The organism is Pseudomonadales bacterium, assembly GCA_024234615.1.
Classification (GTDB): Bacteria; Pseudomonadota; Gammaproteobacteria; order Pseudomonadales; family IMCC2047; genus JAJFKB01.
The window spans coordinates 856,699-882,288 of the sequence record JACKNY010000001.1 but is presented as its reverse complement, the minus strand read 5'-3'; the positions used below and the strand labels follow the sequence as shown (position 1 = coordinate 882,288).

Annotated in this window: 23 protein-coding genes, 1 tRNA gene and 1 pseudogene; 4 read left to right on the top strand and 21 right to left on the bottom strand. The window is 40.5% G+C overall.

Annotated elements, in window-relative coordinates; genetic code table 11:
* The first annotated feature begins 83 nt into the window (after window positions 1–83).
* The 3 genes from H6995_04180 (at window position 84) to H6995_04170 (ending at window position 2,932) form a co-directional block, all read left to right on the top strand.
* Complete coding sequence (locus tag H6995_04180) at window positions 84–2,135, top strand: carboxy terminal-processing peptidase (protein MCP5214189.1); 2,052 nt, start codon at window positions 84–86, stop codon at window positions 2,133–2,135.
* Window positions 2,136–2,155: 20 nt separating this feature from the next.
* Window positions 2,156–2,473: a heat shock protein HspQ gene (hspQ, locus tag H6995_04175; protein ID MCP5214188.1), complete on the top strand. Its 318-nt coding sequence runs from the start codon at window positions 2,156–2,158 to the stop codon at window positions 2,471–2,473.
* A 213-nt stretch (window positions 2,474–2,686) separates the two neighbouring features.
* A complete protein-coding gene (locus tag H6995_04170) occupies window positions 2,687–2,932 on the top strand; it encodes a hypothetical protein (GenBank protein ID MCP5214187.1) in 246 nt (81 codons plus the stop codon).
* 83 nt (window positions 2,933–3,015) lie between these two features.
* Here H6995_04170 and H6995_04165 read toward each other — a convergent pair whose 3' ends face one another.
* The 4 genes from H6995_04165 to H6995_04150 form a co-directional block, all read right to left on the bottom strand.
* A complete protein-coding gene (locus tag H6995_04165; protein ID MCP5214186.1) occupies window positions 3,016–3,948 on the bottom strand; it encodes an NAD-dependent epimerase/dehydratase family protein in 933 nt (310 codons plus the stop codon).
* Between the two features lie 146 nt (window positions 3,949–4,094).
* Window positions 4,095–4,373 carry a hypothetical protein gene (locus H6995_04160; GenBank protein ID MCP5214185.1) on the bottom strand — a complete coding sequence of 93 codons (279 nt, stop codon included), beginning with the start codon at window positions 4,371–4,373 and terminating at the stop codon, window positions 4,095–4,097.
* Between the two features lie 226 nt (window positions 4,374–4,599).
* On the bottom strand, window positions 4,600–5,022 hold the full coding sequence (locus H6995_04155) for a hypothetical protein (GenBank protein ID MCP5214184.1): 423 nt from the start codon (window positions 5,020–5,022) through the stop codon (window positions 4,600–4,602).
* Between the two features lie 100 nt (window positions 5,023–5,122).
* Window positions 5,123–6,451: a TIGR03013 family PEP-CTERM/XrtA system glycosyltransferase gene (locus H6995_04150; GenBank protein MCP5214183.1), complete on the bottom strand. Its 1,329-nt coding sequence runs from the start codon at window positions 6,449–6,451 to the stop codon at window positions 5,123–5,125.
* Between the two features lie 424 nt (window positions 6,452–6,875).
* Between H6995_04150 and tviB the strand changes: the two genes are divergently transcribed.
* Window positions 6,876–8,153: a Vi polysaccharide biosynthesis UDP-N-acetylglucosamine C-6 dehydrogenase TviB gene (gene tviB / locus H6995_04145; GenBank protein ID MCP5214182.1), complete on the top strand. Its 1,278-nt coding sequence runs from the start codon at window positions 6,876–6,878 to the stop codon at window positions 8,151–8,153.
* 101 nt (window positions 8,154–8,254) lie between these two features.
* On the opposite strand, the gene H6995_04140 is transcribed toward tviB, so the two are convergent.
* From H6995_04140 to ihfA, 17 genes and pseudogenes are all read right to left on the bottom strand, one after another.
* Window positions 8,255–9,268 carry a glycosyltransferase family 4 protein gene (locus tag H6995_04140; GenBank protein ID MCP5214181.1) on the bottom strand — a complete coding sequence of 338 codons (1,014 nt, stop codon included), beginning with the start codon at window positions 9,266–9,268 and terminating at the stop codon, window positions 8,255–8,257.
* Window positions 9,261–10,223 carry an SDR family oxidoreductase gene (locus tag H6995_04135; GenBank protein ID MCP5214180.1) on the bottom strand — a complete coding sequence of 321 codons (963 nt, stop codon included), beginning with the start codon at window positions 10,221–10,223 and terminating at the stop codon, window positions 9,261–9,263. Before H6995_04135 ends, H6995_04140 begins: the two co-directional genes overlap by 8 nt.
* Window positions 10,224–10,236: 13 nt before the next feature.
* On the bottom strand, window positions 10,237–10,986 hold the full coding sequence (locus H6995_04130) for a glycosyltransferase (GenBank protein MCP5214179.1): 750 nt from the start codon (window positions 10,984–10,986) through the stop codon (window positions 10,237–10,239).
* 5 nt (window positions 10,987–10,991) lie between these two features.
* Entirely contained in the window at window positions 10,992–11,963 is a 972-nt protein-coding gene (locus tag H6995_04125; GenBank protein MCP5214178.1) for a GDP-L-fucose synthase, read from the bottom strand.
* A gap of 4 nt (window positions 11,964–11,967) precedes the next feature.
* Window positions 11,968–13,098, bottom strand: a complete 1,131-nt coding sequence (gene gmd, locus H6995_04120; GenBank protein MCP5214177.1) for a GDP-mannose 4,6-dehydratase — start codon at window positions 13,096–13,098, stop codon at window positions 11,968–11,970.
* A 74-nt stretch (window positions 13,099–13,172) separates the two neighbouring features.
* A complete protein-coding gene (locus H6995_04115; protein MCP5214176.1) occupies window positions 13,173–14,444 on the bottom strand; it encodes a glycosyltransferase family 4 protein in 1,272 nt (423 codons plus the stop codon).
* 49 nt (window positions 14,445–14,493) lie between these two features.
* Entirely contained in the window at window positions 14,494–15,558 is a 1,065-nt protein-coding gene (gene wecB, locus H6995_04110; protein ID MCP5214175.1) for a UDP-N-acetylglucosamine 2-epimerase (non-hydrolyzing), read from the bottom strand.
* Complete coding sequence (locus H6995_04105) at window positions 15,555–16,634, bottom strand: hypothetical protein (protein ID MCP5214174.1); 1,080 nt, start codon at window positions 16,632–16,634, stop codon at window positions 15,555–15,557. Before H6995_04105 ends, wecB begins: the two co-directional genes overlap by 4 nt.
* A 1-nt stretch (window position 16,635) precedes the next feature.
* The gene (locus H6995_04100; GenBank protein ID MCP5214173.1) at window positions 16,636–18,180 is read right to left on the bottom strand and encodes an MBOAT family protein; all 1,545 of its coding nucleotides are present in this window, start codon (window positions 18,178–18,180) and stop codon (window positions 16,636–16,638) included.
* Window positions 18,181–18,707: 527 nt separating this feature from the next.
* Complete coding sequence (locus H6995_04095; GenBank protein MCP5214172.1) at window positions 18,708–19,394, bottom strand: hypothetical protein; 687 nt, start codon at window positions 19,392–19,394, stop codon at window positions 18,708–18,710.
* A gap of 123 nt (window positions 19,395–19,517) precedes the next feature.
* Window positions 19,518–20,240: pseudogene (locus H6995_04090) on the bottom strand (ISL3 family transposase).
* A gap of 53 nt (window positions 20,241–20,293) precedes the next feature.
* Window positions 20,294–21,823: a glycosyltransferase gene (locus H6995_04085; GenBank protein ID MCP5214171.1), complete on the bottom strand. Its 1,530-nt coding sequence runs from the start codon at window positions 21,821–21,823 to the stop codon at window positions 20,294–20,296.
* Window positions 21,824–21,971: 148 nt separating this feature from the next.
* A complete protein-coding gene (locus H6995_04080) occupies window positions 21,972–22,970 on the bottom strand; it encodes a hypothetical protein (protein MCP5214170.1) in 999 nt (332 codons plus the stop codon).
* A gap of 621 nt (window positions 22,971–23,591) precedes the next feature.
* Window positions 23,592–24,539: a Gfo/Idh/MocA family oxidoreductase gene (locus H6995_04075; GenBank protein ID MCP5214169.1), complete on the bottom strand. Its 948-nt coding sequence runs from the start codon at window positions 24,537–24,539 to the stop codon at window positions 23,592–23,594.
* Between the two features lie 173 nt (window positions 24,540–24,712).
* Window positions 24,713–24,789, bottom strand: a tRNA-Pro gene (locus H6995_04070).
* Window positions 24,790–24,950: 161 nt separating this feature from the next.
* A complete protein-coding gene (locus H6995_04065; protein ID MCP5214168.1) occupies window positions 24,951–25,307 on the bottom strand; it encodes a MerR family transcriptional regulator in 357 nt (118 codons plus the stop codon).
* Window positions 25,288–25,590 (bottom strand): integration host factor subunit alpha, encoded by a 303-nt coding sequence (gene ihfA / locus H6995_04060; GenBank protein MCP5214167.1) that lies wholly within the window; start codon window positions 25,588–25,590, stop codon window positions 25,288–25,290. Before ihfA ends, H6995_04065 begins: the two co-directional genes overlap by 20 nt.

Below are 25,590 nucleotides of genomic sequence, written 5' to 3'. Positions count from 1 at the left end.
AATGAACTCCCATTACCGGCGAAAGTCCTAAAATAGGAGCGGGCTATTGTAGCGCGAGCGTCAGCGTAACTGGAACAGGATTTATGGCTATTTTTAATTTTTATAAACGTAACACTAGGTTAAGTCTTTTATTATTCGTTTTTACAACACTAATATCGAATAGCCATGCGGCTAATTTATCAGCCCTTGGCAACGAATCGCTCAAGCAAACCAGTATTGAAATAGTTAATCAGCTAAGATTGCACCACTACCGCTATATCAGTATCGACAATGATTTTTCCGCCAAATTATTGGATAAGTATTTAGCTCGTCTTGACTCTACCAAAAGCTATTTACTGCAAAGTGATATCGAGCAATTTGAAATTTATCGCTATGGTCTTGATAACGCCCTTAATAAGGGTGATCTCGAGCCCGCTCTGGCAATTTTCAACCAATACCAACAACGTGTCGCTGACCGACTCAATTGGCTAATCATCCAATTAGAAACAAATAACCCTAAAATTTTTGATTTCAGCACTCAGGATGATATAGAAGTTGATCGTAAAAACGCCAGTTGGGCTAATACCAAAGTCGAGCTTGACGAACTCTGGTTTAAACGTCTAAAGCACGCAGCGCTGAACCTCAAACTCGCCAAGAAGGAACCAAATGAGATCGGAGAGCTATTGATCAAGCGTTATCGCAACCAATTGCACCAATTGGATCAAACTAATTTAGAGGATGCTTTTCAGCTATACATGAATGTTGTTACGCAAAGCTACGACCCTCATACCGAATATTTTGCGCCCAGACGTTCAGAGAGCTTCAATATTAATATGAGCCTTTCGTTAGAAGGTATCGGTGCGGTGCTGCAAGCGGAGGAAGAATTCACCAAGGTGGTGAGGCTTGTCCCTGGAGGCCCGGCAGATCTGACCAAGCAATTAAACCCTGCCGATCGTATTGTCGGTGTCGCCCAGGATCAAGAAGAAATGGTTGATGTTATTGGCTGGCGTCTGGACGAGGTGGTCGATCTAATCCGTGGCCCTAAAGGCACTACCGTTAGACTGGAAATCATTCCTAAAGACGCCGAGAATGAACAGCCTAAAGAAATCGTGATTGTCCGTAACAAGGTGCTATTAGAGGAACAGGCAGCTAAGAAGCAAGTTTTAAATATTAAATCGGGAGATGCCAGCCATAAGATTGGTGTCATCGATATTCCAACTTTTTACGCTGATTTTGACGCTTATCAAGCAGGCGATCCAAACTACAAAAGCACCACACGAGATGTTAAGCGGTTATTGAAAGAGCTAAAGGAAGAACAGGTTGAAGGAATTATTATCGATCTTCGCAATAATGGTGGAGGTGCTTTGAGCGAAGCTAATGCGCTAGTCGGGCTATTCATCAAAACCGGCGAGACAGTACAGGTACGGAGCGCCCGTGGCCAGGTTAACGTTTTAAAGGACTCCGACCCGGAAATTGTTTACAGCGGTCCACTAGCTGTTATGGTTAATCGGCTCAGCGCCTCGGCTTCTGAGATTTTTGCCGGTGCGATCCAGGACTATCAAAGAGGCTTAGTTATTGGCGGGCAAACCTTCGGGAAAGGTACGGTACAAACCTTAGTACCCCTCAAAGAAGGGCAGTTAAAAATAACTCAAGCTAAGTTCTACCGCATATCGGGAGAAAGCACACAGCACCAGGGTGTCATTCCCGACATATCTTTCCCTTCAATAATTGATCAATCAGAAATTGGCGAGGATGCGCTTGAAGACGCGCTGCCCTGGGATACGATACGTCCCGTATTGTATAAAAAAGCTGGTTATGTCAGCCTGTTAACAGCGGATCTTAAACAGCTACACGCAGCCAGAGTCGAACATAATCCGGACTATATACATCGCTTGATACAAATCGAACACTTGCAGGAAAATCGTGCTAAAACACGGGTTTCACTGAATGAGGCACAGCGTCTCGAGGAAGAAAAGAAAATTAAAGAATGGCGGCTAGCCAGCGAAAACAAGAGACGTCAAACCAAGGGCCTGGCGCCGATTGATAATCTTGAGGACATCACACAAGACGAAGAGGAAGACCCATATCTTACCGAAAGCGGCCAAATTCTCATTGATTACATTAATTTATCCGGTAGGCAGCTGGCACATCAATAACCAACTTGGACTATTAGAAGATGTCTAAACAGGCCAAATTCTTTGTCGGCCAACTTGTCGAGCACGAACTGTTTGACTATCAAGGCGTGATTATCGATGTCGATCCCTATTTCATGCTAACAGACGAATGGTATCAATTAATGGCGAAAAGCCGACCACCCAAAGATCACCCCTGGTACCGCGTACTCGTTCATAACTCAAATCACGAAACCTATGTTGCAGAGCAAAATCTGAGAATTTACCCTGCACCAGAACCTATCAATCATCCGGATATTGACACCTACTTCAGCCAGTTCGATGGAAGTAAATATTTACTGTATGAAACTAAATCCAATTAATCTCCTCATTCGCACTCAAAACACTAAAATTATCGATTGTAGGATATATATTACGTAAATATAGCTATTTACTTACATGTGGTTGAGATACAGAACAATATTAAGTAATATCTATCTGAACACGCGCTTTCATGTCTAGATTGAGAGTGATTGTGTAATAAAGCAGCATTAGACAAACGAAGTTTCATGTTTAGATCGTTAGAGGGATAGAAAATGAAGGTGAATCGCCAAGGCGAAATAGGTCAACCTCCTCCTCGCTCCACCAGGATTTTCAACATGGAAAGTCATTGGTATTTTTCCACACGCGAAGGAACCGATGTTGGCCCTTTTGATAGCCGCGACGAAGCCAGCAGTGGATTACAGGATTTTATTCAGTTCATACAGCTCGCAAATCATCGTACGCTGCATAACTTTTTAAACACCCTGGCTAGCAATCGCAGACATAAACTAACCGCTTAATATCAGCCGGATAGTCATTTTGCTGAAGCAGGCAAAGGGGTATTTTTCCCTCTACTTTTACCCTTCTGACTAGGCCAACTAGCTCAAGACAACCACTCTTTAAGCTTGCAAAGCCCTTCGTTTAGTGAGGTTTCTGGTTTATCTCCCAGTATATTTTGTAGCATTTTTATATCCGCACAGGAATATAAAATATCACCCGCACGCGCGGGGAGGTGTACAACAGGAGCATCTCTGTCATAGACAATTTTCATTAGCTCTGCTAATCGATTAATGGAAATCGCGGTACCCGTGCCAATATTAAGCACGCCTTGATAAGAGCTGGCGATACCCTGACGAAGCATTTTTACCAGATCACCGACATAGACAAAATCCCTTACTTGCTCACCGTCACCATATATACCAATCTGCTCTCCTCTCGAAGTTCTATCCATGAAAATGGAAATCACTCCTGAATAATCAGAGCTCGGATCCTGCCGCGGCCCGTAAACATTGAAAAATCGAAATCCGAGAGTACTCAAACCAAAAAGATCTGCATACAAATTGGCATAGAGTTCATTCGCATATTTGTCCACCGCATAGGGAGAGAGCAGTTGCCCAGGCGCATCAACCTCTCTTAATGGCTGTGCTGTTCGTTGTTCCCCTCCATACACTGCAGAGCTGGAAGCATAGATAAAACGACCTTTAAAGTCTTGTGAACGCAGTTGGTTCAATACATTTAAAAACCCTAAAAGATTAATTGACGCGGACTTGGCTGGCTGCTGAATTGACACGGGCACCGACACAAGAGCGGCCAGATGCACCACATCGCTTACATTAATACAGGCCGTCTCTACGCAATTACAGTCCTCGATGGAACCTTGCATGAATTCAAGCTTGGGATTGTCTAAAGGGAGATTATCAATTTTTCCGCTACTCAAATCATCTAATACCCTTACCTCACGGCCATCGTGCAATAAAAGATCAACTAGGTGAGAGCCTATAAACCCAGCACCACCCGTCACTAAAACTTTAGCCATAAGATAATCCTAAAACTTGCACCCGAGATAGATGAGTTTAATTTATTAGAACGGATTGAAAGGAAACATGCTTAATGAGCGACTAAACGAAATTACTCGCTTGTCATAGTAAATCAAGAATGGCGGGCGTAAAGCCTACCATATCACTAAGCGCTGACCGCTCGGCGATCGGTCGCGCTACGCCTATCAAATCGAACTACCTCCCCTGTTGGAAGGGTTATGGGGAACTTGGTGTTCCCAGTAAATTGTCTACGATCATGGTGAGTGCGCACGACATATAATCTTTTTTGACCTTCGTCTTCAACCACCTCTAATGAAGAGTTTGAATCGGAGATATAATTTCGGGCTGCAACGGTAAACACATAAGCCGCAATCAGGATGGCACCAATACCTAGAATTCCCAGTATTAATAGCACTGTATTCATTAATTTTATTCCTCGCAGTGATTACCTGTCTGCTCAACTCGAATGCTCTTTTCGTTCATCCTAACCCTCATGCTCTGACCCTTTTATAGTTGTACGCAATTTTCGCGCCAAAAAAATATGTGGTCATTTAACAATGGGTTACTAAACTAGTATCAAATACAAGCACCAAACGGCAACATTATTGTAATATTTTTTGACAGTCCTATCTAATATATCTTACAAAGGATTAATCTAATTCCTGTTGCGATGATTCGGTGTTGCTAATTTTTGGCACTCCCTCGTTTGTCACCACCTCCACACATCTATCATCCCACAGGCAAATCATGCCAAAATCCTTCTCATTAGTCACTCTTAAACTGCGCAATCCTTGCTTTTCCAACCATTGTTTTACATAGGGCACGTACTCTGGCACTGATGCTCTCGCTGTAAAAATGCGCACCTCTACTCCTTGCGCCAACCATTCGTTTACACGTCGCAGCATTGGCTCAATCGGCTCGCCTATATATGCCGGACCATACCATCCATCATAACTCGCTAAAGTGCCGTCTAGATCCACTCCTATCCAGCCTTTACTAGTCTCAGCCAAAGCAGGGCCTTCTTCTAACAGCATGCTTTTATTGAGTAACTTTTTAAATAAGCGCTTAACCATCCGCTAAACATCTCTTCTCAATGGAATACAGTAAAAACTTTCCTGCCACCTTTTAACCGCACTTTACTAGGTGACACAGGTAAATTATTTTCCTCATACGCTACCGCGCACCCTTACCAAATAAAACAACTTCAACAGTTTGGAGAAGTATCATAAAGTCGAAAATCAAACTATGGTTTTTTACGTAGTAAAGGTCATATTGAAGCTTCTGCTCAGCGTCCTTATCACTTGCCCCATAGGGATAACAAAGCTGAGCCCAACCCGCAATACCTGGCTTTACTTGATGACGAGCGGCATAGTGAGGAATCCGCTGTCTCAATTCGTTGACAAATTCAGGTCTCTCGGGTCTAGGGCCTACAAACCCCATATCTCCCGCTAACACATTGATAATTTGTGGTAATTCGTCAATACGAAACTGTCGAATAAATTTACCTACCCGAGTAATTCTATTGTCATTTTTCTGGGCCCAAACCGCCTGCCCATCTTTTTCTGCATTAACATGCATACTGCGAAATTTGAGCACGTCAAACTTTTCTCCATTTAAACCTATACGCTTTTGACGATAAACCAGAGGTGCGCTGAAACCGTCTTCAAACCATATAGCCAGGATAGTAATCAGCATTATCGGCCATGTGCCCATCAATAAAATAAAGCTCGCTACCAAATCAAAGCAACGCTTGCTCATCGAGCGAAATGCGCCAAATTGAAATCCATCCGAAAAAACCATCCAGCCAGGCGTAACAAACTCCAGCATGATTTTACCGGTTTCGCGCTCAAAAAAGTTGACGACATCCACAACGTCAATAGCGTTTAATTTGCATTCGAGTAAATCATTTATGGGTAACCCGCGCCGACGATCATCAACCGCTACCAGCACCTCATCAATCTCATGCTCCAGCGCATAGCTATATACTGAGCCATTTAGTCTGATAATACTGTTAGGATCAACCACTTCCTCATCTCCAGGAACAGGCGCGAATCCAACAAATTTAAACCCACGTCGATCCGATTTACGGCGCAATCGACTCAACACTTGGTTGGCGCGATGCCCAGCACCAAAAACCAACACCCGCCTTTTTAGGCGATCTTGATCCACCAGATGTTGGAATATCGAACGCGATATCAGAACAAATAAAAATGCAGTGGCGACAATAAATGCCAAGGCTCCACGCCAAAGCAATAAAGCAGGGAATAAATAAAATATCGCCGACATCACTAAACTCATGGCGATAAAAGCGCCCATCAATCGAATCAGAATGCCACCCGACCCCTCTCGCATTCGAGGCTGGTAAAGACCCATTGCGGCCATTGATATGGCCAGCACGGCAGCGAAAACTAATGCTCTCGGCAGGATAGGACCGATGTGATCCTCAACTGAAGAATTATCCCCGTGAAAGCGTAAATAAGAGCCTATCAGTACTGATAGCATAAAGAGCACTACTTCAACACTGGCCAGCCAGATGAAAGCGGTGTGCACATGATGTTTAAATAAGCGAACGGTGCCCACTAATTATTTCCTTGTCGGAAGGGATGGCATATATAAAAATTTGAAAATTGAACCGATAGAACAGGATTGACCACATTAAATTTTTCTACGCAAGCACCCATATACTCTGTCAGTTTGTAATAACCATAGTCCAATTTTTCTCTTCGAATTTAACAATAGTAGCACAGAGACCTGTACACGCTAGTATCGATAGCCAGTACGACCGCCATTGTAAGTTACCACCCCAAGAAAAATAGCGGTTTAATGTAATCTTGCGTCCTCTCAGACTTTTTATTCACCGAATCAGTGACTACACTATAAGCCAACTATTTACCTGTTGTTGAAAATGATCGAATAAGGACACTGAATGCGCGATATCACTACCTCCAAAATTGCCATCATCGGGCTGGGCTATGTGGGACTTCCTCTGGCAATAGAGTTCGGCAAAAAATTCTCGACCCTGGGGTTTGATGTAAACTCCGCGCGAATCGGTGAATTAGAAAACGGTGTTGATAGCACACTTGAAGTTGGCTCTGGCGACTTCGCCTCGGCAAAAATGCTCCGTTTCAGTGATGACCTGGAAACACTTCGCGAATGCAATTTTTATATCGTGACCGTTCCAACACCGATCGACAAACACCGGCAACCGGACTTATCCCCATTGCGCGCCGCCAGTAAAACCATCGGAACAGTCATCTGCCCTGGCGATATCGTAGTGTATGAATCAACGGTTTACCCCGGCGCCACGGAAGAAGTCTGTATTCCGATCATTGAACAAACATCAGGGTTAACCTTCAATCAAGACTTCTATGCAGGCTATAGTCCTGAGCGCATTAATCCCGGCGACAAAGAACACCGCGTTTCCACTATTATGAAAGTCACCTCCGGCTCCACTCCCGAAATAGCCGATTTTGTTGACTCAATCTACGCCAGCATTATTACCGCTGGCACCCATAAGGCCAGCAGTATTAAAGTCGCCGAAGCAGCAAAAGTCATTGAAAATACCCAACGCGATTTGAACATTGCATTAATCAACGAACTCGCCCTCATCTTCAACCGGCTCAATATCGATACGCTGGAAGTATTGGAAGCAGCGGGCACCAAGTGGAATTTTTTACCCTTCCGCCCTGGTTTAGTTGGCGGCCACTGTATCAGTGTTGACCCCTACTACCTTACCCATAAAGCACAGGAAATAGGCTACAACCCTGAAATTATTCTCGCGGGACGACGTATCAATGACGGCATGGGGGCCTATGTTGCCGAGCGGGTTATTAAGTCATTAACCAAAAAGCGTGTACATGCCGTCGGCTCCAACATCCTTATTATGGGACTCGCCTTTAAAGAAAACTGCCCTGACTTACGCAATACCCGCGTCATTGATGTTATTAACGAACTGAATTCCTACCATGCTAACGTTGATATCTATGACCCCTGGGCCGACCCGGAAGAAGCCATGCATGAATATGGGTTGCACTTAATTGACTCACCCAAAACGAACCATTACGACGCCATTATACTGGCTGTCGGACATAGAGAGTTTAAGGAATTAGGTACTAAGGGAATTCGGGCACTAGGCAAACCCGATTCAATCCTGTTTGACGTCAAATATGTACTGCCCAAAAATGAAGTTGATGAACGCCTGTAACCTTTAACTAAAGGTTACACAAGCAGGAATGTTGAGTTCTAACAGCAAGTTATTTTTCACTAAGGGATGGGCCTATATAAAACCCATCTCTCGGTTGAACCTCAATCATTAGTCGTCCCGGCCCCTAACTTAACAATAATAAAAATAAGGGGTAGGTAAGCCAAAACTGCCAAGCTAAAACCCAATGTTGGCCAGTGTGTACTAAGTCCCGCTAACGGAAGTAACCAGATAACATTAACCACAAGAACAACCATCGACACTTTTGCATGGGAGCACCAGCGCCGGGATAAAATCTGATAGCCGTGGCTGCGATGCGGCTGATGAATTTTCTCTTGCCGTAAGGCCCGTCGTATCAGCGTTACTGTTGAATCGGCAATAAATACCCCTAACAGAATAACCCAACTCCAAATATTAATTGCACCGGAGGCCGAGGTGGTAAGAGCAAATCCCCCCAGCATGAAACCAAGAAAACCGCTCCCGATATCACCCATAAAGATCTTCGCGGGAGCCCAATTTAAAATTAAAAACCCACCGACACTAAACGCTAAAACAATCAGGTAGTTAATATATTCCTGTTGGTTGTTCATCCATAAAAGTAAGGCAACCCCAAACAGAACGGATACCGCTTCAATGCTAGCAATGCCATCAATGCCATCCATAAAATTAAATAAATTGATCAGCCAGACTAGCCCCAATATATAGAGTCCCGTTAGTAACGCCTGATTCTCAATCGACCAGCCAGAGAAATTGATTGTTGGCAAAAAACCTAACTCTGTCACGAGCACCATCGCTGCAACAAAATGTATTAGCAGTCTCCAGTGCGGTGCGACAGGTGATCGGTCATCGATGAACCCCAACAACCCGATCAAACCGCCAAGGCCGACCAGCATTATAATTTCTCCATTTAGCTCAGCATGAGCAAAATAACGCCAACAAAGGAAGGCAACATAAGCGACAAGAATGGCAATACCACCCGAAGTAGGCGTCGGTTCTGAGTGTGAGCTACGTTCATTCGGATTCACTAAAAGCGATCGCCGATGCCCATAGGCAACCAGCGCAACGGCTAGTAACCCACTTATCAGGGACACAAATATTAAAGGCAAAAGTTCAGTCATCTGTAGTTCTATTTAGCTCACTATCCAAAGCAAAAGCTTTCAATACACCCGCCTCAAAAGCCACTGGTGGTTCCCAGCCTAGCACCGCCTGGGTATCCGTCATCTCAATTCTTAGGTCGCCGAACAGACGCTCACAGAGACCTTGCTTGCCAACAATAGACAATAACCTTACTAATATCGTCGCTGGCAATTTAAATAACCGAAGCTTCTTACCCCGTGCCTTCGCAATCCATGTTATCAACTCTGATGTGCTGACTGGACAGCCATCACTACAGAGAAATGTATGTCCGCTTGCCCTGGGATGATCCACACAGGTCACAATCAAATCCGTTAGATTATATAAACTGATTAAATCGCGTCGGTTCGTAATGCCCCCCAAGGGCAACGGTAACCCTGAATCGATTGCCTGTGTTAATTTTTGCAAATTCCCCTTAACCCCAGGGCCATAAACCAAAGGAGGCCGAATGATAACCAGCTCCATTTTCAACTCTTCACAGAGCTTGTTAAGCCCCTGCTCTGCCTCCCATTTGGAAATCCCGTAGTGATCTTCAGGGGCTGGCACATCATCACAACGAAAAGCATGATCGGAGGTTCTCTCGCCATTGACTTTAATTGAACTCAGATAAATAAAACGCTTGGCACCCGCTTCTGCTGCCTGCCTTGCTAGGTTCAACGTTCCCTCCACGTTTACCTTTCTATATTCAGAAAGTGCATCAACCGCTTTATGATTAAAGCTGTGCGCACGATTCGCAAGATGGATCACAACATCCTGATTCGCGACAGCCGGAGTCCAGTCAGTGTCGTCAGAGATAGCACCTACAGAGAAAGTCAAAGGATCAGTATTCTTTACGGGATAAGTTCTTGAGGCCAGGGTCGTCACATGACCGGCTCTTTTTAATGCGGGCAAAAGTCCTCTGCCTATAAATCCGCTGGCTCCAGTGACAAGGCATTTCACGAGCTGCACTACGCTAGATTTTTAAAATCAGGCCCAATATCTTTCGAGGATATTTGGACAATACTTTTAACCAGTTTGTTTTTATTCCCTGTGCTTTGCAAATTTTAATAATCTCTGAATTTAATTCAATATTACTTCTCAGCCCTTGCGTACTTATGCCTCCAAGCCTCATCTTAACCATCAGTTCAGGGTTATAGATAGACCGAAGCTGATTGTTTTTATAAACTCTGGCGACAAAATCAAAATCTGCTGCTATTCGGTATTTGCAATTATAATTTCCGTATTCATCAAAAACAGTTTTTCGAACAAACATTGCTGGATGGGCTGGCATAATGCCTCTTGAAATATTTTTAGGTGAAAACTGCCCTGAACTGTAATACCTAAAAATTTTATTGAAGTTACCATCTCTATAAAAGGCTACATCACCATATAAAATATCAAAGCCCTTAATCTTCATTACCACATTTGAAATAATACCTTTATTAGCAAAAACATCATCAGAATTAAGTATTGCTATTACATCACCAGATGACACGTCAATTCCTTTATTCATCGCATCATACAAACCTCTGTCGGGCTCGGAAATAATTATATTTATTCCACGGTATTTATGCTTATTGATGATATCTAACGTCCGGTCACTTGAAGCTCCATCGACAATGATGTATTCGATGTTGTTATAGTCTTGCTGCAAAACAGACTCAATGGTATCCCTAATGGTCGACTCAGCGTTAAAACATACTGTAATAATACTAACCTTCATTAAATCTATTTTCTCACTGGAGATTTATGTTTTACGAACCACTCGTAGGTTTCTCGCAATCCATCATCCAGCTGAATCTTTGCAACCCAACCCAAATTATTTATTTGTGATATATCCAATAATTTTTGTGGTGTCCCTTCTGGCTTTGATGTATCCCATTTAATTTGTCCCGTGTACCCAATAGTTTTCTTTAAAGTATCAGCCAGTTCAGCAATAGTGATGTCTACACCGGTTCCAATATTAAGATGGGAATTCATCGGTTGGACTTTTTGAGAATACAGCTCTTTATCTAAAAACAAAATATGGATACAAGCCTCAGCCAAATCATCCACATGCAAAAACTCCCTACGTGCCAAACCGGTCCCCCAAACATCAACCGAAGGAGCATCGTCGATCTTAGCATCATGAATTTTTTTCATCAGAGCAGGGATAACATGACTACTTTCTAGATTAAAGTTATCACCAGGGCCATATAAATTCGTGGGCATCAAAGAACGATAATCAGTACTATACTGGCGATTATAGGACTCACAGAGTTTAATCCCTGCTATTTTAGCTATTGCATAGGGCTCGTTTGTTGGTTCCAACTTTCCAGACAGCAGTATTTTTTCACCAATCGGTTGTTCCGAGTACTTTGGATAAATGCAGGAACTGCCAAGGAACAAAAGCCTATTTACGTTGAATTGATGAGAGTAATGAATAAGATTTGCTTCAATCATCAAATTTTCGTAGATAAAATCAGCGGGGTAACAATTATTAGCTTGAATACCGCCCACTTTAGCTGCCGCGATAATTACGTATTCTGGCAAATTTTTCTTAAAAAAATCTTGTACGTTAGATTGAGATGTCAAATCCAAACTACTTCGAGAAACTGTTAGAAGATTATTAAAACCTTTAGCTTTTAAGTTACGAACAATAGCAGACCCCACCATGCCTTGGTGCCCAGCTACAAAAATCCGCTTATTCTTAACATTCATTGTGCTATTCATTGTAGCTAAATGATTTGAATCCATGCCTTTGCACTAACGCATCTCTTTTCGCCAACTCAAGGTCATGCTCCATCATCTCGGATACCAATTCAAAAAATGTGATTTTAGGCTCCCACCCGAGATTCTTTTTAGCTTTTTGCGGATCTCCTAATAAAGAATCAACCTCAGCCGGTCGGTAATACCTGACGTCCACTCGTACCAGTGTTTTTCCAATAACATCTTTATTGATACATGGACTATCCTGATCCAGTGCTACAATAATTCCAACCTCATTCTCATTGCTATGCTCCCAACCTATATGAATACCCAAAAATCTAGCAGCTTTCTCCACAAAGTCTCTAACGGAATACTGGATTCCCGTAGCTATAACATAATCATCCGGTTGTTCTTGCTGCAGCATTAACCACTGTGCCACCACAAAGTCTTTTGCATGCCCCCAGTCACGTTTGGCATTTAAATTACCCAGATATAAACAGCCTTGAAGCCCCTGGCTAAAACGAGCAAGTGCTCTGGTAATTTTGCGGGTAACAAACGTTTCACCCCGAACCGGAGATTCATGATTAAATAAGATTCCATTACAAGCATAAACCCCGTAAGCCTCTCTATAATTTACCGTAGTCCAGTATGCAAACTGTTTGGCAATCGCGTAGGGGGATCTTGGATAAAAAGATGTCGTTTCTTTCTGTGGTACTTCTTGCACCTTTCCATATAGTTCAGAGGTAGATGCTTGATAAAACCTCGTTTTATTCTCTAAACCTAAGAGCCTAATCGACTCCAATATTCTTAATGCTCCCAAAGCATCAACTTCAGCCGTATATTCAGGCTCTTCAAAGGAAACTGCCACATGAGATTGAGCACCCAAATTGTAGATTTCATCAGGTTGTATACTCTGAATAATACGCGTGAGATTTAAACCGTCCGTTAGGTCTCCATAATGAAGGATCAGTTTCCTATCTTGTTCGTGGGGGTCTTGGTACAAGTGATCAATCCGATCGGTATTGAATAGAGAGGAACGTCGTTTTATGCCATGAACTGTATAACCCTTTTCCAGCAAAAATTCCGCCAAATAGGCACCGTCCTGGCCTGTTATTCCTGTAATTAAAGCTACTTTATTTTGATTCAAAGCACGTTTCCTATAAGTTCATTTTCTGCTCATGGATCAAACCTTAGTCACAAATAAATCGTAATGCTAAGATTTCATACTCCAACCGATCGCGCGCATGAGTTAATAACTTCGTTATATATGCTGATTATTTTTTTTGTGTTTGTACTGCAATTGAAGTTTTTATTCGCCAACTCATATGCGATTTGCCCCATCCTTTCACGCTCTTGCGGATGCCAATATAAATATTTCATCGCATTAGCAAGGTTTTCCGGCTTTTTGGGGGGGACGGCTAAACCTGTCTCATTGTGTTTAAAGGTATCCGACGTGGGATTTAATATCGCCACAATGCTGGGCACCTTAAAAAAGGCTGCCTCAAACACGGGTCTCCCTACAGCCTCCAAATGCGAAGGAAAACAAAGAATATCAATGTCACGGTAAATACGTTGAACATCAAAACTAAAACCCATTAATTTTATATTCTCCCCAAGCTCATGTTCAGCAATAAACCCTTCGCACTCACTATAAACATCTCGGGAATACCCCATTTTTCTTAATAAAAACCCTTTTATTCCTGGTTCATTTCTAACGTTTTCACCAACAATGACAAATTCAATATTTAACCCCGAATCCAAGCAGATTTTTGCTGCCTGTAGAAAATCAAATATTCCTTTAAGCTCTAACAAGCTACCGATCATTGCTATCTTTATCTTATTGTCCTTTCGCTGTTTGGGCTTTTGTTGAGTATTTTCAACAGAATCGTAGTTAAAACTGTTATGTACTACTTTCACATCGCAAAGATAGGATAGACTTTGCTTAACCGTTTCATCTATGGCAACAACTTGATTGATAAATCTGCGAATTAAATAACCTAAAGTTCTGGTTCGCAACCTGGTTAACGCAGGATCAGCTTGAACGGATCTGACATGTAAAATAATCGGTGCACTAAAAAGCATTCTAGCCAACAAGGCCGGAAGCAATGCAGTAATTTCATTGACATGAATGCAATCGACCTTTCCTATTTTACATTTAGCTTGGATTAAAGCTGTCATAAAGAAAGGCATATAAAACAACTCTCTAACCAAGATTAACCATCTCTGCTTTCGGTAATAACCAAACCTCGTATTATCAAATTGTGGCACTCCTTTTGTCAGAAAAGTTCTTTTCGATATACCACGAAAATAATCTATGGATTTACCATTAGGCGAGATGATGTAAGGTACAACGGTGTTTTCTGGAATAGCCCTGATTAGCTCTATTAAGCTACGAGACGCTCCTCCCAAGACACCTATGGGGACAATATAAAGAACAGTTTTCTTTATCAATTTTACTAACCAAGTTCCTTTACCAGAGAGAAGTACTCTCAAACAGCAATTTAACTTCCCTGGCACATAAACAAAATATTTTAAATCGATATTATTTAACTATAGATTCAACAACCCACCGAGCAGCACTACCACCACCATATGTATCTTTGTTATAAGCGATATCTTTGGTCAGCATACTATTAACCTCTGTAATAATAGAGTCGACACCGGCACCCACCAGCACGTTAGCTTGTTGATCAATCAGTTCTGTCCACTCCGTCTGATCCCGCATAGTAACGCAGGGCTTTGAAAAAAAGTAAGCTTCTTTCTGTAACCCCCCACTATCTGTGAGGACTAAACTAGCTGCTTTGAGCAAATAAAGCATTTCAAAATACCCTACCGGTTTTATGATATTTGCATTTAATTTAATTTTGGCCTTTTCTATAGCTTTTTGTGTTCTAGGGTGCAAAGGAAGAACGACATGATATCGCTCCGACAATTGGGATATAGCGTTACAAATATTTTCTAATCGTTTTTCATCATTTGTATTTTCAGCCCTGTGCAAAGTACAAAGAATAATTTTTTGTGATTTATTAGCGAATAACCCTTCTGGTTTTACGGACTTATCTGCAAAATAATAGGCAACGTCCTGCATGACATCGCCAGTATTAACAATTTTCACATCCTTAGTAAAAAAACCCTCATTTTTAAGATTTTTTATTGCCGTTTCTGTGGGGCAGCACAAAAGACTACTGACTTGGTCGGTTAATATTCTATTAACTTCCTCCGGCATCGCCATATTGAATGATCTAAGCCCCGCTTCAACATGGACAACCGGTACATGTAATTTAACTGCCGCAAGAGCACCAGCAAGTGTAGAGTTTGTATCTCCATAAACCATAACCTTATCAGGATTTTCTGAATTAATTATCTTTTCTATATTCTCTAGCATACGACCGGTCATAGCCCCCTGAGACAAACCTCCAGTTTCTAAACGGTGATCAGGGTATGGAATTTCCATTTGCCGAAAAAAAATATCACTCATATTCGTATCGTAATGTTGTCCGGTATGGACTATCGATTCCTTTATGAATGGATATTGCCTGAACTCTCTACTAACCGCTGCAGCCTTAATAAATTGAGGGCGAGCTCCCAATACCGTTAAAATTTTCATATTCCAATTATCCTCTCACATCGTTTATGGTATTCTGAAATAAATTCCTGACTCTCTAACCTCATCAGGATTAATTGTTTATATTGCTCATAACCCATTGATTTAATGTCTACAGCCAGGACTTCAGCCCCAGCCTTTTTAGTTAAAATTTTCCCTATTTTTTCATAGGTGGCAGATGAGAAATGACTTCCATCATAGGTCAAGTCACCATCGTTTGTTATGGTACTTGGTAACGAAAAATCAAAGAACACATCAAACAATTCCGCTGTCTCATAAATATTATTCAGATAACCCTCCAACGTCCCTAATAAATAAATTTCGAAAAGGCGATCTACTGATATTGGAGGGACAAAACCAATTGTTCTTGCACTGGGAAATTCAGCTATTAATTTTTTATAATATTTAATATTGTCTGGAGAAAAGTTTTTCCCTAACCTTATCGGTTTCAAGTAATTACAACCTTCAATATTCTCAGCGATTACTTTGACCTGTTTATCTATAGATAATCTCTTATTTGTATTAAAGACTGCTTCAAAATTTTGATTATAAACTCGAGGACTCTTCCTGCTTTTTGAGTTTTTATTGGCAACTTTATGTGTAAATTCAATGGCTTCTAAAGATATGTAACGGCTATACCAGGGTGGAGGTTTTTTTAGTTGCCTAACAAATTCCGGTATATTTGTTGAGGGGGGTCCTTGGAAGTTAAATTCCTCCACCCCAACTATTAATAATTTAGGCACCGAGGAATATTTATTAAAATAACGACCAAAATAATATAGTTCTCCTACCTGCCCCACGCTAGCGGATACAGCCATATTAAAGCAAGAATAGCCGTTGATATACCTTGCTGCCAAAAAGGTAACTCTTGAACTACCTAAGATCAGACAATCATATTTCTGAGGAGACTTTAAAAATAAATTTATCTTCGTTTCTCTTTCATTAAAATAGGGATTTACTTGGTCTAAAATATTTCCATTAAAGTACCACCAAGGGTCATATAAGATATTTGGAATGGTGACAGCACCCAGCAACATAGCTGCCAAAAAACTACTCGCTATTAAATATTTTTTATACATATCAAAACTGGAAATATAAAAATTCAGAACTGTTTTCAGCCATCATTAATAAAGACAAAACAAAAGCACTTGTTATCAATATCGACCATCTTAGATTTGGTGTCCAAGTCAGCAAACTTATCTTTCGATTCTCAAATAATTCAATTACGGGGTTATATTTTGCAAATATTTGTTGTGTATTAGGCAACAACAAGGCAATTACCCCCGTGGACATAATCAAAATCCATGACCCAATTTTCAAACTATTTAACTTGGGCAAGTCCCAAATCGAATTAATATCTAAAATTGGAGGCCATTGAAATACTAAATACTTATCCAGGTCTCCATCGGAAATTGTTAATTGGCTAAAGTCGAACATTGCATTCAATATCAGAACCGCACCGCTAATACTGTCCGATCTAAAAAACACCCAGCCAATAACGACAGCAGTAAAAGTAAGCAGCCATGAAAGTAAGCGCCACAGTAATATATTTTTTATCGTGGAGCATAGCTCTGTTTTATGCCACAAGTGATTAATTACCAGATAAACACCATGCAGCCCTCCCCACACAACAAACCCCCAACCTGCACCATGCCATAACCCACCAATCACCATTGTAATCAGTAAATTTCTATAACGTAGTAATGTCCCGTTTTTATTTCCCCCCAGAGGTATGTATAAATAGTCTTTTAAAAAGGTGGATAGTGTTATATGCCATCTTCGCCAAAACTCCACGATAGAACCAGCTTTGTATGGCGAATAAAAATTTTCAGGCAACACAATTCCAAATATTCTTGCCAAGCCTATCGCCATATCACTGTATCCCGAAAAATCAAAATAAAGCTGAAACGTATATGCTAGAACTCCCGTCCATGCTGAGAGAGTATCCAAACCACTTGGAGATATATCCCCATCAAAAAGAGCCCTAGCGTAGACAGAAAGAGAGTCTGCAATTACTACTTTTTTTAAAAGACCAATAATGAATATGGAAACACCAATAGATAGGTTTTTACTGATGCCAACTAAAGGCCTTTCAAACTGAGGCATCATTTGTGCGTGATGGACTATTGGCCCCGCAATTAACTGAGGAAAAAAAGTTACAAATAATACGTAGTTTACTAGTGAATAAGGTTCTGCAACCCGCTTATACACATCCACTAAAAATGCAATTTGCTGAAACGTAAAAAATGATATTCCTATTGGCAAAATCACCTGAAAAACTGGAAATTTTGTCTCCCAAACACTATTGATTGATGCAAGGAAAAAACCCGTATATTTATAGTAACAAAGCAATACCAGATTAAAACTGACACCAAATATTAAAAAGAGATGCCTATTTCCTGGCGTTTTCGATAAATAGAGATTTCTTGCAATAAAATAGTTGGTTAAGATCGATACCACTATTAAGATTAAATACTCGACTTTCCAATAAGCATAAAAATAAAGAGACGCGAACGCTAAAAAAATAAATGCACTGGATGCTAGCTTTAACTTTCTGAAAAGATAAAAAATTATTAATACTAAAGGTAGAAATAAGAATATAAATTCGTGGCTATTGAACAGCATGAACTACTTACTTTTATTATGAGTTTTAGAAGTTAGAGCTTGTTCTTTGATGTTCAAAATAAACTCAGCAAGTATATTCGTAAGGTCAGGAACACCTTCACTCAAACCCAGTTGAATAAAACGGCGAAACAATAAATCTCGCACTAACTGATTCTCTAACGCCGGGTCGCTGAGTCAGTACCCGCTTTGCAGCAGCAGCGCCTTGAACATCATGAGTGGTGGCTAGGCCTGTACCTCGGCTTTTGTCGTGTATGTCCTTGAACAACCGCTCAATTTCGGACTAGTCAATGAGGGCTTCAACATCATCCAGCTCTTCCAACACTTCGGGATGTCCGGTCAGCCCATCGGCTAAGCTATTTTGTGAAAGATTTTTCCAGGCCATAACTGTTTTCTTTTTTTTACCAAAAGTGCGGTAGCATTATCACATTGAGCAGATTAACTTGTCCGCTTACAGTTTTGTGCAAAAGCCTCAATTAAGACAAAAAACCCTTCAAAAAAGTAAGTTTAGGATTAAATACACTAAATTATCACTTAAACTCTTGGCCATAAATCCTTTTATATTCCACCAATCTACTTTCCAATTCTACCTCTCTCTCTTTTGGCATTCTCATCCTTGGCTCTGACGGTTCTATATTCACATATAGATTTTGTGGGGCATTTAAATAAATATCAAAATCAGCAAACATTTCAATTTCATTTTCATAATGTCTACGAGATAAGGTATTCAAGCTATCGGTTTCATAAACATTTGTGGGTTTTACAGAGATAATTTCTCCGGCATCTACTTGTTCATTAATATAATGCAGTGTTACTCCTAAAGGCTTTAAATCTAATATTGCCCATTTAAATGAATCGAGCCCTCTACTTGTTGGTATAACACCCGGATGACAGTTAATGACATCTTTACCTTTCAAACATTCTGGAGAGAGAATACCAGCGCCTAGCACTAAATATACATCGCAAGAATTATCAATATCTTTATCGGAATCACATTTGATATACGTAATATCATGCCTTTTTGCAATAACTGCTGGCTCAATAGCATCCATTTGATTTGGACGATGGTTTACTATACAAGCTCGGTCTGGGCGTGGATTGAAAGGCAGAGCATAAATTTTATACGCATAATTTTTACACAATAGTCTCTGTAGTATCTGCTCTGTCTTCAGATGCGGGTGTTGGTATGTTATTAACCCAACATTCCTAATTTCCATATATGTATTCCTTAATATAAGCTTCACTACTATTCGAAAAACTAATATTTGTGAATGTTAATTGATTGTATTTCATAGTAAAAACTCCTGTTCATTGGTTCTTCTCCGCTTTGTTGAGTGAGATTAGGCAGCCAAATAGAACATTGATTGATCATCGGGGACCGATGACTGCCTGATCTTAAGCTTGGAATATTCCGTATCTCTGATCCCTCTTGCGTGCTTGCAGATCATTCCTATACTAATATTACCCGCTTCGATTCTTGCGCTGGTGAGCTTGTGCTTCGCATAATTACAAATGCCCACACAGTGCCTTCTTAACGACTTGGCAAATTTTCTTAGATAAAACATGCTTGATTGATCGGATATCCGACACCAGGCTTCTAATCGCTCCTGCATCAGTTCGACCGTCTCTGAATCCCACAATGCCTGAAGCTGTTCCTTCAGAATATACAACGTATTGAGATTGGCATTTGCATCCAGTAACCGTTGTAATTTTTGAGTCTGAGATTGGTCCAGTTTATCCTCATTTTTCAACACCAGATAATGCGTCCCTTTTAACAATTCTTTACCCGATTTATTGGCCTTTCTAAACTCCATTCGTCGCTGGTTACTCAGCGCCTTGCTATAGTTCTGCATAACGTGAAAACAGTCAAATACAAGGTCAGCATTAGGTAAACAGTCCCGTACTGACTTCTGATAGGATGGCCCCATGTCCATCGCCACAGCTTCTATTTTTGCCGCAGTGTCTGACGGCAGTTGCTTTAAAAATCCAGAGAAAACATCCGCCGTTCGGCCCGTTTCCACCCCAATTAAATGCCCCTCTACCATGTTGTAAATCACCGTCATGGGCACACACATCGTAAAATTTACCTCTAAAATTTCGCTTACCCATTCATTATTTATACTGACTGACTTGTACTCCTTAACAAATTTCTTGCCGAAAAATTATTTACCTGTATTTTTTCATATTCTTGTTTTAGTACGATCTTATTTTTCTCCCAAGAATTTTCTTCAACAAACCTAATACAATTTTTTTTATATTCTGCATGATTCTCACTAATTTTTTTGAGAGCACCAATTAACTCTTGCACGGTATAATTATCTTCGATTATTTCTCCGTGTCTGTATTCATGAATCATGTCTTTCATCACCACCCTTGGTGTAGCTATAAATGGAACGCCAGCCGCGGGAAACTCCCAAAGCTTATTGGGGGTGCAATACTTATGATTTATACCTTCATCTTCGTATGGAATAATTCCTACTGTTGCTCCTGCGGTCCACTTCATCAATTCATCCTGAGGAGCTGGAGGCAAAAATTTTACGAGATTATTTCCATTGTTAGATAACATCAACCTTTGTTTCATAGGCTCTTCCAAGCGCCCCCACCCCATCATAACTAAGCACCAATCCTGTGGAAGTTTAATTGCCGCATCAATTAACCTCTCAATTCCTCTATGCAAAGTAAAGCCTCCTTGAAATAACAAAATTTTTGTATCAAGTTTAAGACCTGCGGCATGATGCAACCTACCATCGTAATCTATATTCATAGGTTGATTCAGGGCGTTCATGACTACTACAGGGCTATTAAATCCTCTGTATTTCTTTTTATAGAGTTCCCCAAAATATTTATTTACTACAATAAACAAATCAACCTGTTGGTTGCATAGTGTATGTATTATTCGATATAACTTTCTATGATTACTAGGCAACCCAGCAGTGTCTTCATAATACTCATGCGCATCGTAGACTAGCTTCGCTTTGGTCTTAGCTTTTATTTTTACACCGGCTCTCAAGGTAGTTATATCGTGACAATGAACCACATCAGGTTTAAGTTTTATCGCAAAAGATGAGAACGCATTATCTCGAAACCTTCTTACTAGAAGCTGGACACCTATCGACTTAAATCTTGAGAGGAAAACTCCCCAAAAATTTGATTTATCTGCGACCACATCTTCTCTTATTGGTAATTCCTGCTCGAACGTCCTCGCATACCGCATAGAAATATTTTTATAGGCTTTGGATACCCGTAGTGCTTTCAAACAAATTAAACCGCCGAAAATTATAAATATATGCCCAATAGCTCCCATTTCTAAAAATGCTGTAACCAGTGAATTAAAAAAACTGTAAAGTTGATTATTCAGACTCTCAATTGTTTTGTTTTCCAATAACTTGTAAGCGATTACCATGGCCACCAACATGGCAAACCCTACCCAGAGAGCAAACCTGGCAACTCTTCTATAAGCATATGATTTCCAAGGTAACCGGTAGTACTCCACACCATTTTTATTTTTCTCATAAGCAACATTATTATTTTTATCCTGCAGCCCCACAACAATAACTTCATGGCCAAAATCTTTTATAGCGTTAGCCTCTTTCTGGACGCGCGCATCTTTACTAATTGGATTCGCTACTAGGCATACAACTTTCATTACTCTCACCCTTTATTTTAACAATCATAAAATTGAGCACCTACATTAATATCACAGCCCTTTCAACTCGAAGTTAATTCAATATCTCTGTGCCGCACTACAAAAATTAAATTAATATAGAGATGCATTTTTCTGCAATCTGTCTTTATTAATGCTTAATAAGAGAAAAATATTCTTTTAATTTAGGTACGAGCAAATTGAAGTTCGTTACTGCCAATACAATTGTTACGGCACTATTTAGGCTATATCTCAACGTTATAAAATATGCAATCAATAAAATAAATTGAAATTCATTTTCCTTTAATCTCAATCCAATGTATAAAATTAAAAAAGCAAAAGATAAAGCGACAAACCCTTGCATTGTAGAACGTGATTTTTCTATAGATTTGAGTCTCTCCTTAAATATTATCAACGACTTAGAATAACTCTCCAAACTAGGCTCTACCAACTCTTCTTTAATTGAAAATAAATTTGCAATTACTTCCTTTTTTTCCTTATTGGCTAGAATATTATTTTTCTCCAATTCACCCGCAGCTGCAATCCCACGCTGATTAAACTTGTATATTATTGGTAAAGCAATCCCTAAGAAAAATAAAATAATAACTGTCACAACTGAATCAATTAATAGCGCTATACAGATACAAGTAATAAACATAAATACAGGTTGGACAGAGGTAATTAGAATTTTAATAGCTCGCCCTGCTACTCTTGAATTTATATTTACTATATTAAAGAATTCCGATTCCTTATAAGGCAACTCTTCAATTATACTTTTGGCATTCAAAAACTTAATCGCTCTAACAAAACACAGCTTTTCATATTTAGTTGAAACATGAATAGAAAGTATTCGAGACAAATATCCTAACCAACTAGCGAAGCCCAGAGTTAATCCTAGAATAAGCGCCACCACCGATACTTCATATAAATAGTTATCAACTCCAAAAAGAACGACAAATAAATGACCAATCCCTTCTTGATGCGCATAAGCAAAGTACCTTAGTGATAACCAAAAACCAACAATTTGTAGCGCAACCGACAAAATAGAGGTTAATACAATCGATAAAAAAGATTTCAGATATAACCGCCGTATATCCAACAATACATTTCCAAGCAATATCACATAACTGTGAAGCTTTTGACGGATCATACTTATCGAAAGATTAATTTTGAAATCCTAAAATATGGAAAGAATTCTGACAAACATCTTATCATATGAGTTACCCTAACCACCTATTTGACCGTGTACACTAATCCAGCACACCAAACTTAATTGCCAAGCAATTCCTTTTGCTCACTTAACTTATTGTTCTGATCAAGTCCAACCGAGCACTTTCACTTGAGACAGTTAATAGTTAATCGGCGACAGACCAAGATTGACATTGTGAAACCGATCATTGTTGTAGTAACAAAGTAATCCTTTACATCTTGGGCTATATGCTCCCGTGTCGGCTTAGCAATATAAATAGCGCTCTTCTCGTTATAGCTATCACTTGAATAAAAGTATCTTTTGGAGGAATCAACATCAGTTGGACAGAGCCCACCATCACTGGCTTTGGAATTTTTTCCTAATTTCCACCTAATATTATCAAACCCTAGATTTCCCGATATTTAAGAATGATTAACTCATAATACTCTCTCTTCTAAAAATTTAAGCCACTCTTCTGCATAATGTTTGGTGGCTCCCGCCTTGGAGTTACTTTGGAACACCTATATATGTAGAATTATGAAGGCCGCAAGTCAAACAAGGGCTGCCTTTTACATGCATAAGTTAAGCAGAAACTCTCTTTAAGAATGGATGGTATTCTCCTTTTGGCCCTTGAGGTTTGAGATTTCGGATATCGGCAACTGTTTCGATAGCTACGCGATTATCCTCAAGCCCAAAACCCTTTCCGGCTAATATTCCTTCATAGCTACGGTTGTGGAGATCCGTAAAACCACCGGAAAACTCGATTTCTTCATTATTGACCGTAATACTTCGATAAGTACGCTGACCCGTCATCCTAACTTCTGCAGGAACATCATCAAGATCAACAGATAAGAACCATCTCACACGTGCATGCTCGTATTCCAGGTAGCCTGCTGTCTTGGTTTCACTGGAGTGGTGTACAACATTGCTCTGAAGTTTGCCAAAAATAAAGTGCAGCATGTCATAAAAGTGCACCCCTATATTTGTGGCGATGCCACCCGACTTCTTTTGGTCTCCTTTCCAGGATACGTTATACCAATTACCGCGTGACGTAATATAGCTCAAATCAACATCATATTTTTTATCTTTCGGTGCTCTTTCAACCTTCTGTTTAAGCTCGATAATACTTGGGTGTAAACGTAACTGCAGTATCGTGTTGACTTTTTGCCCAGAGTCTTTTTCATCATCTATTAAGACATCAATATTCCATGGGTTTAGCACCAGCGGTTTTTCACAGATAGCGTCGGCACCTGAACGTAAGGCAAAGCGAATATGAGAATCATGAAGGTAATTGGGGGAGCAGATGGATACGTAATCGATATATCTGGCTTTTCGTTGTAGTTTATCAATATGCCTATCGAAACGTTCAAACTCCGTAAAAAAATTGGCATCAGGAAAGTAGCTATCAATAATACCAACCGAGTCGTTTGGGTCGAGCGCAGCAACCAGATTATTCTGCGTTTCTTTGATAGCTTTCATGTGACGAGGTGCGATATAGCCTGCAGCACCGATCAGGGCAAAGTTTTTCATTCTATCCTTCCTGCGATAACGCTATTGTAAATACTTGATCTTTGTCGAACAGACTCGTATTAATAGTCTTAAAGCTTATTTCGCATAGAAAGTTTTGTTTTGCCAATATTTATCCAACTTAACAACACCTTCCATAAGCTTAAAATTCAACCTTCCTTTTTTATTAGAAAAATTGGTCGGGACGACAGGATTTGAACCTGTGACCACTACACCCCCAGTGTAGTGCGCTACCAGACTGCGCTACGCCCCGATATGTAACTGCGCCGCAAAGGCGGGCGCCATGATAACCTAAGATGTACTGCTTTGGAATAATTAGCGGGGAGATAAACCCAGGTTTTTCGGGAGGTCTTGTGCAAGAACGGCAAAACTCTCTAGGCGCAAAAATAAAGACAACTTAATAAGGGGTGACTATCAAGATTTCAAAACGCCTAACACGTCCTCAAGTTCGCTGATCATCTGGCGGATCATTTGCTGCGTCTGATTAGTATCTTCCTTGCTGTCTTCGCTGGTTAAGCGCAGTCGCGCACCGCCAATAGTGAAACCTTGATCATAAAGAAGGCTACGAATCTGTCTGATTACCAACACGTCCTGGCGTTGATAATAACGTCTATTACCCCGCCTCTTTACTGGCTTTAGCTGTGGAAATTCTTGCTCCCAATAGCGCAACACGTGTGGTTTCACGCTACAGAGATCGCTGACTTCCCCAATGGTGAAATAGCGTTTCCCAGGTATTGGCGGCAACTCGTCGTTATGGCTTGGTTCCAGCATAATCTTCTACTTTTGCTCTTAATTTTTGACCGGGCCGAAAAGTAACCACGCGCCGCGCCGAGATGGGAATATCCTCGCCAGTTTTTGGGTTTCGTCCCGGACGTTCTTTCTTATCGCGCAAGTCAAAATTACCGAAACCGGATAATTTTACCTGTTCATTATTAATCAAGCACTGGCTGATTTCACCAAAAAACATCTCAACAATTTCTTTTGCTTCGCGTTTGTTAAGACCCAATTCATCAAAAAGCTTTTCCGCCATTGCGGCTTTGGTTAGAGCGCCCAT

What these genes read in the sequence shown, in the direction of transcription:
- H6995_04180 (MCP5214189.1), top strand. Translation starts at nt 84, where the DNA reads ATGGCTATTTTTAATTTTTATAAACGTAACACTAGGTTAAGTCTTTTA.
- hspQ (MCP5214188.1), top strand. Translation starts at nt 2,156, where the DNA reads ATGTCTAAACAGGCCAAATTCTTTGTCGGCCAACTTGTCGAGCACGAA.
- H6995_04170 (MCP5214187.1), top strand. Translation starts at nt 2,687, where the DNA reads ATGAAGGTGAATCGCCAAGGCGAAATAGGTCAACCTCCTCCTCGCTCC.
- H6995_04165 (MCP5214186.1), bottom strand. Translation starts at nt 3,948, where the DNA reads ATGGCTAAAGTTTTAGTGACGGGTGGTGCTGGGTTTATAGGCTCTCAC.
- H6995_04160 (MCP5214185.1), bottom strand. Translation starts at nt 4,373, where the DNA reads ATGAATACAGTGCTATTAATACTGGGAATTCTAGGTATTGGTGCCATC.
- H6995_04155 (MCP5214184.1), bottom strand. Translation starts at nt 5,022, where the DNA reads ATGGTTAAGCGCTTATTTAAAAAGTTACTCAATAAAAGCATGCTGTTA.
- H6995_04150 (MCP5214183.1), bottom strand. Translation starts at nt 6,451, where the DNA reads ATGCTATCAGTACTGATAGGCTCTTATTTACGCTTTCACGGGGATAAT.
- tviB (MCP5214182.1), top strand. Translation starts at nt 6,876, where the DNA reads ATGCGCGATATCACTACCTCCAAAATTGCCATCATCGGGCTGGGCTAT.
- H6995_04140 (MCP5214181.1), bottom strand. Translation starts at nt 9,268, where the DNA reads ATGACTGAACTTTTGCCTTTAATATTTGTGTCCCTGATAAGTGGGTTA.
- H6995_04130 (MCP5214179.1), bottom strand. Translation starts at nt 10,986, where the DNA reads ATGAAGGTTAGTATTATTACAGTATGTTTTAACGCTGAGTCGACCATT.
- H6995_04125 (MCP5214178.1), bottom strand. Translation starts at nt 11,963, where the DNA reads ATGAATGTTAAGAATAAGCGGATTTTTGTAGCTGGGCACCAAGGCATG.
- wecB (MCP5214175.1), bottom strand. Translation starts at nt 15,558, where the DNA reads ATGAAAATTTTAACGGTATTGGGAGCTCGCCCTCAATTTATTAAGGCT.
- H6995_04105 (MCP5214174.1), bottom strand. Translation starts at nt 16,634, where the DNA reads ATGTATAAAAAATATTTAATAGCGAGTAGTTTTTTGGCAGCTATGTTG.
- H6995_04100 (MCP5214173.1), bottom strand. Translation starts at nt 18,180, where the DNA reads ATGCTGTTCAATAGCCACGAATTTATATTCTTATTTCTACCTTTAGTA.
- H6995_04095 (MCP5214172.1), bottom strand. Translation starts at nt 19,394, where the DNA reads ATGGAAATTAGGAATGTTGGGTTAATAACATACCAACACCCGCATCTG.
- H6995_04085 (MCP5214171.1), bottom strand. Translation starts at nt 21,823, where the DNA reads ATGAAAGTTGTATGCCTAGTAGCGAATCCAATTAGTAAAGATGCGCGC.
- H6995_04080 (MCP5214170.1), bottom strand. Translation starts at nt 22,970, where the DNA reads ATGATCCGTCAAAAGCTTCACAGTTATGTGATATTGCTTGGAAATGTA.
- H6995_04075 (MCP5214169.1), bottom strand. Translation starts at nt 24,539, where the DNA reads ATGAAAAACTTTGCCCTGATCGGTGCTGCAGGCTATATCGCACCTCGT.
- H6995_04065 (MCP5214168.1), bottom strand. Translation starts at nt 25,307, where the DNA reads ATGCTGGAACCAAGCCATAACGACGAGTTGCCGCCAATACCTGGGAAA.
- ihfA (MCP5214167.1), bottom strand. Translation starts at nt 25,590, where the DNA reads ATGGGCGCTCTAACCAAAGCCGCAATGGCGGAAAAGCTTTTTGATGAA.